The organism is Dongshaea marina (genome assembly GCF_003072645.1).
GTDB lineage: Bacteria > Pseudomonadota > Gammaproteobacteria > Enterobacterales > Aeromonadaceae > Dongshaea > Dongshaea marina.
Window position 1 is genome coordinate 2,567,942 of record NZ_CP028897.1, and the last position, 11,238, is coordinate 2,579,179.

The window sequence follows — 11,238 nt, forward strand, 5'->3', positions numbered from 1 at the left end:
CAACCAGCAAAGCAGAAGATGCGTGGCCTAGTGCAGCTAAGCGTTATTATCCTTACCGCTTATGCTGATGATCTTGGTTTGCCCAACAGCTGCAAACCCTGTCGGGGGCGCCCGACGACGCCCTACTTTTGGATCGTCAAAAGTAGGCAAAATCTTACTTCGCGCGATGAGTCCCTCCATCGAGCTACGTGGTTCGCCATCCATGGCTCAAGGAGTTCATAGTACAGTTAAGTGGTCAAGATAATTCACTATGTACTACTAGTTGCTCTCCATGAGCATCTGATAACCTAGCTCGGTGGAAAATGCCTCTGCCCTTCGGGATGCGCCTTAAAAAGTCCTGCTCATTGTTCAATACCATTTTAAAAAACTCAGGGGACCTTTTTTCTTCAGTTTCTGTGTCTCCAGCAGCTCCGTCATTGCTTGGGCTTCAACCGGCACACTGTATAACTCTCCCTGGATCTCATCACAATGATGCTTAACAAGAAACTCGCGCTGCTGGGCAGTCTCTACCCCCTCTGCAATCACCTCCAGATTCAGGCTGTGAGCCATCCCCAGAATCGCTCGGATCACTGCGGCATCATCACTGTTGTCATTGACATGGGTCACAAAAGAGCGATCGATCTTCAGCCGATCAACCGGGAAGCAACGTAGATAATTCAGGCTTGAGTAGCCGGTTCCAAAATCATCGATCGCCAGCTGCACCCCCATATTCTTCAATGAGCCTAAAGTTTCGATTGCCTGCTGCGCATTCTCCATCAGCATACTCTCCGTCAGCTCAAGCTCCAAGCAGCTGGCATCGAGGCCAGTTTGCTGGAGGATCTGCTCCACCAACAGTTCAAGTTTCTGATCAACAAACTGACGAATCGACAGGTTCACTGCGACCCTGATCCCGGCAAAGCCCTGCTCAACCCAGGATTTCGCCTGACGACACGCTTCCCTGAGGGCCCACTCCCCGATAGGCGTGATGAGGCCACTCTCCTCGGCCACGGGAATAAACTCCACCGGAGAGATCCTTCCAAGCTCCTCATTATCCCACCGAAGCAGGGCCTCGACCCCGACTATACTGTTGTCTCTTAAACAGACTTGCGGCTGATAGTGAATGCTGAGCTCCTGCTTCTCTAACGCCCTTCGCAGGTTATTCTCAAGCCGCAGCCGCCGCCTCCCCAACTCATTCATGCTGTCATCAAAGAGTTCAAAGCGGTTCTTTCCCTTTTTCTTGGCATGATACATAGCGGTATCTGCATTCTTAAGCAGACTATCCACATCGGTTCCGTGATGGGGGCTCAGGGCAATGCCGATACTTGGGGTAATAAACACCTCATGCCCGGCAAGTGTCATCGGAGCTTGAAGAACATCCAGGATCCGCAGGGCCACCCGCTGAGCATCCTCAGCCTGGCGGATCTCGGTTAATAACAGGGTGAATTCATCTCCGCCAAACCTGGATATCTGATGTGAGTCGGGCAAAGATACCTGATCATGCACTCGCACACTGGCAACCAGCCGAGATGAAACCTCCTGGAGCAGCAGATCGCCGATATCATGCCCCAGGCTGTCGTTGATTCGCTTGAAGTTATCCAGATCAAGAAACAGCACCGCGAGTTGTGAAGGCTGGGATCTCCCCAATTCCAGGGCACTGTTCACCCTCTCACTAAAGATCAACCGATTGGCAAGGCCGGTCAGGCTGTCATAGTGAGCCAGCCGGTACGCTTCCTCTTCAGCCTTTTTCAACTGAGTAATATCGTGAACACTACCGATACTTTTGACGAGTTGGCCCTCACCGTCGAAATACACCTCGGCCTGATGCTGTACCGTCAGCTCCCGGCCCTGTTCGCCCAGCAACCTGTGACTAAAGCTTGAAGGCTGTTTGGATTGCTGAACCTCTTCATACCAATCCAGAACCCGCTCCCTCTCCTCTCTGGGAACACACCCCAGAAACGCCTGAAAAGAGGGCTCTACATCGCAGCGCCTCAGCCCCAGGATCCGGTACAACTGCTCAGACCAATAGGTTTGCCCGGATTTGAGATCCCACTCCCAGCTTCCCAGCTGCGCCAACTGCTGCGCCTTATCCAGGCGCGCCTCACTATGACGTAGCTCCTGTAAGATCGCACTGGTTCGGAGCATATCCTGAAACATAGTACTGGCCTGCAGCATATACTGGAGACGGTGATACAGGATCAACCAGTTAATCGGCTTGGCCGTAAAATCAGTTGCTCCCGCCTGATAACATTTTTCAATGGACTCAATGTCCTCGCTTCCGGTTACCATCAAGATCGGCACCGCTTTCCCTGCCGGGAGATCCCGGATCTGCCGACACGCCTCGATCCCATCCATATTGGGCATGTTGACATCCATCAATACAATGTCCGGCTGACTCTCCTGAAACAGCTTCAGGGCATCCAGGCCATCCTCTGCCTCTATGACAGAAAATCCCTTTCGCCCTAACCATTGCTCAGCCAAAAGCCGGGAGGTTGGATCATCGTCAACCACCAACACGCGAAATTGTTCCTGGTGTTCAGAGTGAAATGCTGTCATGAGTTGCATCAATCCTTGATTGCCTGATTAATTCATCGCTGAGTTCCCGATAATGAAGCTCAAGCTGCTCGAGCAGTTCCTGAGTATTGGATAGCTCACCCTTGTGACCCGCCATCTCAATTTCCTGACAGAGCCGTGACAGGATTAATCCCCCGACGTTGGCACTGCTTGATTTTAAGCTATGCGCAGCCTCCCGGATCTGGTTTGCACAGGCTTCGGCCACCCCTTGTCTGAGCTGCTCCAGATCGGTTGCAGATTTTGTAAGATAAGCCTCCACCAGGCGGCCAAAAAACCGGCCATCCTCATCCAGCCCCAGTAACTCCTGCAACTTGTCGGGATCCAGTGGGCTCAAAGACAGAGGAGCAAGGTTCGGGGCATGCTCCAGTTCAGTGACTTGTGGCTGCCGGGTATTCTCTGGCTGAGCATGATTGTCCGTCTCGCCTTCACTCCCCAGCCAGGACTTAAGAATCGCCTGCATCTGAGACTGGTTAAAAGGTTTTGAAAGATAATCGTTCATACCCGCGGCAAGGCAGCGTTCCCTGATCCCTCAAATACATTGCTGGTCAGCGCTATGATGGGGATCAGCTGTTCGTCCCCCCGGGCTCTCTCATTTTCCCGAATCGCCATCGTCGCCTGAAAGCCATCCATCAAGGGCATATGGCAATCCATCAGCACGAGATCAATCCCCCCCTGTGACACAGCATCAATGGCCTCCCGTCCACTACTGACAACGTCCACATCAAGCCCGAAACCCAGCAACTTCTCCTGAGCCACCAACTGATTGACCGGATTATCATCCACCAGCAGAATTCGTCCCCGAAAAGCTGGCACCGGTGACGATATGCAAGGAGAAACCGGTGACAAGTCATCCGAAGTAGCCCCCCAGGCTCCAGGACTGTTTGTAACGCCCGATAAAGCTCTGACTGGCGAACGGGTTTATGGACCAGGGTTGAAGAATCATACGTTGCTGCTCCCCCATAGCCAGGCTCACTATTCATCGGGACGAGGGTCACCATGGAGCCAGGTGTTGCCTGAGGGGAGCTCAGCCAGCGACTGCGCCAGTGTATTGGATCAACACTTTGTTGATCGACCACCACCAGCCTGAACCCTGGAAGCTTATCCCGGGAGGTTTCGAGTCGCACCAAGGCCTCGGTTGTACCAGATATATGAGTGACCTCAAGCCCCCAGTTATCAAGGTATTTTCCTAACAGCTGACGTCGGGTGTCGTTATTGTCGACAATCAGAGCCGTGGGTTTATCCTGAGTCTCTGGATCCAGTAATGGGGGATAGTTTCGCGAAGCACTGAGGGGAGGAAGCTTTGCCGTGACCCAAAAGGTTGAGCCCTTACCCGGCTGAGAAGTCAACCCGACCTCTCCCCCCATCATCTGCACCAACTCACGGGTGATGCTCAAACCCAGGCCCGTCCCGCCATACTGGCGGGTCGTCGCGCCATCTGCCTGGCTAAATGATTCAAATACCCGCTGCTGGGCCTGGGCGCTGATCCCGATACCAGTATCACGAACCTCAAAGCGAATTAAATCTGAGTCGGGCTCGCTCTGTTCAACCGAAACAGTGACGACCACCTCCCCCTGCTCGGTAAACTTCACCGCATTTCCCACAAGATTGGTCAGGATCTGCTTTAATCGGTGCGGATCCCCTGAACGGTGAGCGGCACATCATGATCAATATCGCAGATCACCGCCAGATCCTTTCTCTCGGCCCGGACCGCCAGCAGCTCTACCACATCCTCAACCAGCTCGTAGAGCTCAAATTCGATATGCTCCAGCTTGAGTTTATCCGCTTCAATCTTTGAAAAATCAAGAATATCATTCACCAGGGTGAGGAGATCCTGCCCCGAACGCTGAATGGTCTGAATGAATCGGTGCTGTTTCAAAGTCAGGGAGGTTTCCAGCACCAGTTCAGTGATCCCGATAACGCCATTAATTGGCGTTCGGATCTCGTGGCTCATTCGCGCCAAAAACTCACTCTTGGCTCCATTGGCAGCCTCGGCCTGATCTTTGGCCTCTCTGAGAGCCTGCTCATGGCGCCGCTGCACCGTGGTGTCATGCATCACCAGCATCGCGGCCTGTTTTCCCTGATATAAAATTCCATTGATCTCAACGGTAACGAAACAGGGTTCCTCCCCACGGGTGGCCAGTGCCAGCTCCAGTTTGTCAGATACCCACTGTTTGGTGAGACGCCGCTGCTGATAGAGCATTAACTTTTCACTCTGCTCTTCACTTAAAATACTAAACAGCTCAGCAACCCCCTGCTCCGTATGCTCCGGGTTAACAAGCTCGAGGTAGGCAGGGTTAAAATAAACAGTCTCCCGGCCTCTGAGGATCACAATGGCATCATTCGAGGTCTCGACCAGGGAGCGATATTTCTTTTCTGCGTCTCGAAGCGCAACCTGCCCCTGATGAATTTCAATCACCTGCCTGCGGTGATTACGTTGCAGCAGCAGGATCAGGATCAGCACCATCCCAATGATGGTTAATAGCAGAGCAAACATATTCACCCAGCGAGAGCCAATCGCTGTTTCGATTAACAGGGTAATATCCTGCTGGCTATGGGTCACCGCAACAGACCAGTGTTCACCATAGAGCTCTATCGGGGCAAAAGCGACATAGTAGGTATTCTGATCCCTGGTCTCCGCCCCACTCACTAAGTAGGAAAAAAGGGACGGCCGCTTCTCTTTCGCTGAAGGAGGACTCTCGCCGATGCGCTGAACCCCATCCAGAGCATGGGTATAGGTCACGACCCCGAGCTCTCCATTGCGCATTTTATCAATGAGCTCGGTAAACCCTCTGTGCTCCCGTGAGCTATGCCATTTCTCCAGTTCACTGATCTCTTTGCCAAGAAAGCGCGGGACTTCACTTCCCACTATGACTCCCCGCCCGGTCATGACCCAGGGAAAACCACTCTTACCATAGTGAGGAAAGTCGAAAAGATGCTGGTTCAGTTTTTTCAGGCTGACCGTAAAATACAGCAGCCCCGCAAACTTATTGGTAGGATGCATCCGAACCTTGCCCTGTACGGTATAGACAGGAATGGCAAACACCAGAAGATCGCTTGCGGAGCCATCACGCCGGATCACTTCAATGGAGCTGGCCCCGGTCATTCTGGCTTTGTCAAAGATCCCTTCCAGTTCATCCTGTGTCGGGTGAGGCGCCGATGAAGGGTAGCCCATCTCCAGAGCATTGTGGGAGTCGACCCGAAAGATCCCCTCAACCAGATCATTGTTCATCCGGTAAATCCGGATCATATTGAGCAGCAACTCGTTGCGCTGCATGAACTGAACCTTGGGCATCTGGGAAAGACTCAGAAGAGCATCGTCCAACTTGTCAAACTTGGAGTGGATCCGCTCAGAGAGGTGGATCGCTGAACTGAGTTGCTGTTGCTGAAACTCTTGAATCTTACTTTGGATAAAGGCCCGGTCATTTTGAATACTGATCTGCCCAATCACCAGACAGATGATTAGGGTTAGTATCACAATGACCAGGACTTGCACTTTAATTGACTTCATCACACCTCAGTGAGATCCAACAGCCATTCAACTTACTGGATCACTATGGTTGCCTTATCCAATACAAAGCTCGGAACATCGACCCCAAGTTTTCCGGCGACCTTTAGATTGAGAATAATATCCGGCTCTTCGATATACTCGAATCCAATCTCTCCGGGAGACTTTCCCTGACTGATAATGGGCGATGCCAGATTCGCCGCCTGCCTGCCGAGGTTATAGGTATCGGCATAAAGAGCCGCCAGGGCGCCATTTTCAACCCCCTGTTTATTCATAGAGACCAGCGGGATCCCATGCTTATCCGTCACCTCCAGTACGGTTTCCAGGTTACCGTAAACCAGGCGATTGGTGGGGATCACTATGATATCAACGTCCTCAGCCACCAGTTGCTGAGCCGCCTTGAGTAACTCGGTTTTCTCAATGACGGGAACCGAAACAAACTCAGCTCCCCCCTTACGGCTCGCCTCGCGCATAAAGGGCTCCTCTGCGAGATAGCCCGCCGGGTTGTTCCCATCAAATATCATCCCTACCTTTTTGATTTTAGGGAAAATAGTCTGGTAGAGGGCCAGCTGTTTCTTTGCATCAACATAGTAGCTAGTCCCCGTTATTGAGCCCCCGCTATTCTTTTTCTCAGAGCTTATGCCAAGGCTCGCCGGGTGGTTGATGACAGTTGCAATGACGGGTGTCTTTAACTGTTGCTCCTTGATCAGTTTGGTTCCTGCCGAAGAGAGCGAATAGATCACATCCAGCTCCATCTGATCCATGTTTTTAAGGTTTTTCTTGGCGAGATTAACATCCCGATAGGAGTGGATTTCGACGGCTTCGTAATTGATGCCATTGAGCTGTAAACCATCTTTGATCCCCTGCATCGCTTCGGTATAGATCTTACCGGGCTTCCAGATATGAAAACCGATACGATATACCTGACCTGGATCATCTGCTGGTTGTGATTTAGCCCAGGCCATAGGAGCCAGTAGTAGCATCACCAAGGCCCCTATCATCCATCGTCTTACAAAGTCAGTCATAATCACCTTCCTCTGTGTGGCACACAGTTTGCGAACTCATGTCTATTGGGCCACCTGCAGCTAGCCGCTAATAAAATAGTTAACGCCCCACAGCACGATAGGAATCGTACACAGGCCGATAAGCGTCGACGCAAAAACGGTTGGGGCTACAACCTCGGGTTGGCGATCATATTTTTGTGCCAACAGGTAAATACCAAGCGCCGCCGGCATTGAACCATTGACGATCAGAACCTTCATTGTCAGGAGATCCCCTGGCGAGGAACCGATCAAACCCGTTGAAAGCAAGCCAAATACCAACAGGCTGGCAATCGCGAGCCCACCCACAATCCTGAGTACCCCACCACTGATGGCGACCTTAAGATTACTGAGATCAATATTTTTCAGAGAGTAACCCAGCATCAAAACCAGGACCGGAAGCGCAGCACTTCCCATGAAGTGCACGCCTCGCAATGCAAACTCAGGCAGCTCAATATGGAACACCCACACCAGGGTTCCGGCAATTGAGGCATACAGAAACGGCATCTTGAAAATGGTCTTAAGGTTCATCTGCCTGCCAACCATATAGACTCCCAGACTATACATCAGGGAGGTATTCACAACCTGGAACAGTACTCCACGCAAAAAGCCGTCATAGCCAAATGCAAAGTAATCCAGTGACAATGCAAGGTTTCCTGCATTAATAAACATCACTGTCGGGTAGAGGATATTAAGATCTTTGCGTCGGGTGACCTTGAGATAGATAGCCACCAGACCCGCAGTCCCGAGAATAATCACCAGAGCACCCACCCCGGTGATCAGAAATTCCCGTCCCAAAAAAGGGGTATCCCACTTGTGGGCCAGAGCAGAAAAGATGAGCAGCGGCAAAGTGAAATACATGGTGATATCGGTCGCAAAACTCAGATCATAATCCGTCTTACGGCCGATGAGATAACCCATTGCCATGATGGCAAAAACCGGGATGATCGCGGGGAAAACACTATTGAGTAGAATATCCACAGGCACTCCTTTTGCTTATGTGGCGTTCAAAACCTTAGACTGCATCATGCACTCTGTGACATCAGCGCTTAACTGTAAGCTTTCTCGTCACTCAGAATTCATATTCAGATAAACGGCTCAGGGCTTTTTCAAGCTGGCGGCAGGAGCAAACTCAAGGAGGCGGACTCGCATTTGATTATCTGGCAGCCCCGCTGTCATGGAGAGTTAGCTCCGTAGACCGGTAGTTTTGCGCCCTTGCCTTTCGGCCAAGTTTGCCATTTACAGATAAACTCAACTTCACTGTTATAGGATATACCATATAGAGTGACAATTGAGACATACCATTAACATTTTTTTGTCGCACCCTGTGACTAACTAACTGATTATCATAGGCCAACAGCTATCGATGTCTCCTTTGCCGGCAGGTGATTGAGACACCTCCTCTTTATCAAAACTATGATCAGTTCGGCTAAATGCCTGCTATCTGTGACTCATAATCCATGCTTCACTGCTTGGGCGACCGGCCCTGTAATGAATTAAACTTATAGTAAACCCGATACCTGCAGGTCGCTCCAAAATGTCTGAATTCCCCGTGCAGGATGGACATCATTCACTCGACCAGGAGCGTCGATGTGGCCCCCCTCGCCGGTTTCATCTTGATATAGCTTACCGATACGACATCACTTTAGATCCCAAACCCGATCGCCGCACAGGATATGGTCGACGGGCCTCAGATCAACCCATCCCAGGATTAGCTAAAAGATTAATCCGCTGGTTGGTGGGGCTTTAGCCAGGCCGACTTAAAATCAAACCACCCCAGGCGATTGGGGATCATCCCCTGAACTTCACCACTATGATTCACCCCAAACCAATTATGGAAAATCGGGATCACGGGTCCAAGCTGTACCAATGCACTCCCAAGCTCACGACAGGGAAACAGGGCATCGGGAGTTTGCCGCCACAGAGTGATCTTATGCTCAAACTCAAGAAACTGCTCGGCAGACATGGCCCTCTCAAGCTGGCCGAATCCATAAAACCAAGGCAATATCGCATCTGCCCCCGGCTCCCCAGGCTCATCCCACTGATCCAGATATCTATGGTCTCAGGATGCTCTCCCAGAGCAATATCCTGAGAATCCAGAGGGACCCCTTTCACTGAAAAACCATCCGCCTCCAGGAGCTGAATAATCACACGAGCCATTTCATCAAACAGTGGGTGTTCCCGCTGCCAGGCAATCTGCAGTTGCCGCAAGTCCTCAGGGATTAACTCCTGTTCTCCCCCTGCAAGATGATTCCAGCCTGGTAACAGACCGTAGGCGGGTAGTATCCGGAATTTCTCAATGGCCTCTGCGGTAAAAGCCCCCAGGATGGCCGTTGCACTCAATCTGCGACGAAGATACTGGCACCAGAGAGGATCGGCCGCCAGGCCATCTTTGGTGTTGAGCAACAGATATTGGCACCCATCATCCATACGCATCTGCCCGAGTTTAGGAAACGGGGCATTGCAGTGCTGTGGTCCCAGGTGAAGGTAGCAAAACGGTAGTTCGGGTGTGATCCAGATATCGATCACATCAAGCAACGCCCGGTAACCAAAATAGAGTTCAAATGCCTCAAGTTTAAGCTGCTGGCCATCATTGATACTGACCCGATAAGGACCGGTTCCACAAGGCATAGCAAAATCTCCCAGCCCGAGCGCCTGATCTGCAGGCATGATAAAAGCCCGGGGTTGTGCCAGCAATTTGGGAAAATAGTGATCCTCAGCCTTGAGGTATATGTCTATGATCCGCTCTGCGGGAGATTCAATTCGCTCGATATGAGCAAACATCCTGGTTTTTTTCAAAGGCTGCAGGGAATGGATTACATCATCACTGTCCAGTATTTTTCCATGATGGAACCGAACCGAAGGCCTTAGATAGAATCGCCAGTGCCGTGGGCTCAACGCCTCCCAGAAATGAGCCAGATCCGGCTCAACTTCCCCTTTTTCCTCATTTAAGCATGTCAGGCCATTATAGATCTGTCTGGCCAGGTGTTGCTCCGAACGTCGCATCGGTTTTCGCGGATCCAGGCGACTCAAGGGCCGATAATAGGGTAAGCGCAGCACCTGCTTGCCATTTTCAACCTGAACCCCGGTCTGCTCACGAAGCAGTAAGGCTAGCTCATCGACACTATGCTCCAGCAGATCCATCGCACTCTCAAAGCGACCATCGGTGATCAGCGCTTTGGCTTGCTCCAACTGAAGGGAGCGGAAGCTGCGCCTGAATCTGAGGGTTGACTGCTTTCCCCTCCCGGATACCGGAACCCAGTCAATCCAGGCTAACTCATTCATTCTAGTTAAAATATTTCGACAATGCCGTTTGGTACAAAATAGGATTTCAGAGAGTTGATGCAGGGTTGTTTTGCTCTCTTTTCCCTGGAGGGCGTTATAGATTTTTTGAAACTGTCGAGTCAGCTGTTGGTCGCTCATAAAGAGGAAGTTCCAGAGATATTCCTTTCTGTTTTTATATCCCTATTTTAGCCACAAACTTGTTGTGAGGTGAAGTTACTTCCTCCTCCATCACTTTTCATCAAGGAGTAAAATCATGTTCGATTTCTACAGGCAATACCTCAAAAACATCGGAAGATCTCTGTGTACTCCCAAAGAGGTTACTCGTCAGCGTCTCGAGGTTTTAAACCGGGTATGCCAATGGAAGATACCCTATATGAATGAAAAAGATTACAAACAGTGGTGGTAAGGAGACAAGGATGAGAATTGACCATATTGGCCTTTGGGTGAACAACCTTGAGATGATGAGAGAGTTTTATCAAACCTGGTTTGCTGCCAAGGCGGGGCCACTGTACCACAACCCGGACAAGGGGTTTCGCTCCTACTTTCTGAGCTTTGAAACTCAGTCAGGCGATCATTGTCGACTAGAGCTCATGAGTCTTGAGTCAACAATGACTTCGAATCATTCTGAAAAGCTTGGGTGGGCCCATATCGCCTTTAGCCTTGGCTCCAGACAAAGAGTCGATAGCCTCAGCGATGAATTGGCCAGGGCTGGCTATCGGTTACTTGATGGCCCACGCACCACGGGAGATGGTTATTATGAGGCAAAGATAGAGGATCCTGAGGGCAACATCATTGAACTGACGAGATAAGATCCAATAGATCTTATTCACTGCAGGGTTAAGAAGTCGATCTGAAGCA

10 protein-coding genes and 1 riboswitch are annotated in these 11,238 nt (G+C 51.0%); of the genes, 2 read left to right on the forward strand and 8 right to left on the reverse strand.

Annotation, left to right across the window (positions count from 1 at the left end):
* Nucleotides 1-348: 348 nt before the first annotated feature.
* The 8 genes from DB847_RS12340 to DB847_RS12375 form a co-directional block, all read right to left on the reverse strand.
* Nucleotides 349-2,532, reverse strand: coding sequence for a putative bifunctional diguanylate cyclase/phosphodiesterase (locus DB847_RS12340; protein WP_108650980.1), 2,184 nt, complete (start codon nt 2,530-2,532; stop codon nt 349-351).
* The gene (locus DB847_RS12345; protein WP_108650981.1) at nt 2,513-3,049 is read right to left on the reverse strand and encodes an Hpt domain-containing protein; all 537 of its coding nucleotides are present in this window, start codon (nt 3,047-3,049) and stop codon (nt 2,513-2,515) included. The genes DB847_RS12340 and DB847_RS12345 overlap by 20 nt, the downstream gene beginning before the upstream one ends.
* Nucleotides 3,046-3,306 (reverse strand): response regulator, encoded by a 261-nt coding sequence (locus DB847_RS12350; RefSeq protein WP_159084581.1) that lies wholly within the window; start codon nt 3,304-3,306, stop codon nt 3,046-3,048. Before DB847_RS12350 ends, DB847_RS12345 begins: the two co-directional genes overlap by 4 nt.
* Nucleotides 3,201-4,139: an ATP-binding protein gene (locus DB847_RS12355; protein ID WP_234418382.1), complete on the reverse strand. Its 939-nt coding sequence runs from the start codon at nt 4,137-4,139 to the stop codon at nt 3,201-3,203. The genes DB847_RS12350 and DB847_RS12355 overlap by 106 nt, the downstream gene beginning before the upstream one ends.
* Nucleotides 4,140-4,171: 32 nt before the next feature.
* Nucleotides 4,172-6,058, reverse strand: coding sequence for a histidine kinase dimerization/phospho-acceptor domain-containing protein (locus DB847_RS12360; protein ID WP_108650984.1), 1,887 nt, complete (start codon nt 6,056-6,058; stop codon nt 4,172-4,174).
* A gap of 32 nt (nt 6,059-6,090) precedes the next feature.
* Nucleotides 6,091-7,080, reverse strand: coding sequence for an ABC transporter substrate-binding protein (locus tag DB847_RS12365; RefSeq protein WP_108650985.1), 990 nt, complete (start codon nt 7,078-7,080; stop codon nt 6,091-6,093).
* 60 nt (nt 7,081-7,140) lie between these two features.
* On the reverse strand, nt 7,141-8,076 hold the full coding sequence (locus DB847_RS12370; RefSeq protein ID WP_108650986.1) for an AEC family transporter: 936 nt from the start codon (nt 8,074-8,076) through the stop codon (nt 7,141-7,143).
* A gap of 178 nt (nt 8,077-8,254) precedes the next feature.
* Nucleotides 8,255-8,342: riboswitch (cyclic di-GMP riboswitch) on the reverse strand.
* A gap of 601 nt (nt 8,343-8,943) precedes the next feature.
* Nucleotides 8,944-10,518, reverse strand: coding sequence for an SgrR family transcriptional regulator (locus tag DB847_RS12375; RefSeq protein WP_108650987.1), 1,575 nt, complete (start codon nt 10,516-10,518; stop codon nt 8,944-8,946).
* Between the two features lie 115 nt (nt 10,519-10,633).
* Here DB847_RS12375 and sgrT point away from each other — a divergent pair, with 115 nt between their 5' ends.
* Together sgrT and DB847_RS12380 are read left to right on the forward strand one after the other, a co-directional pair.
* Nucleotides 10,634-10,786, forward strand: a complete 153-nt coding sequence (gene sgrT / locus DB847_RS24390) for a glucose uptake inhibitor SgrT (protein ID WP_159084582.1) — start codon at nt 10,634-10,636, stop codon at nt 10,784-10,786.
* A gap of 10 nt (nt 10,787-10,796) precedes the next feature.
* Nucleotides 10,797-11,189, forward strand: coding sequence for a VOC family protein (locus tag DB847_RS12380; RefSeq protein WP_108650988.1), 393 nt, complete (start codon nt 10,797-10,799; stop codon nt 11,187-11,189).
* Nucleotides 11,190-11,238: the final 49 nt, after the last annotated feature.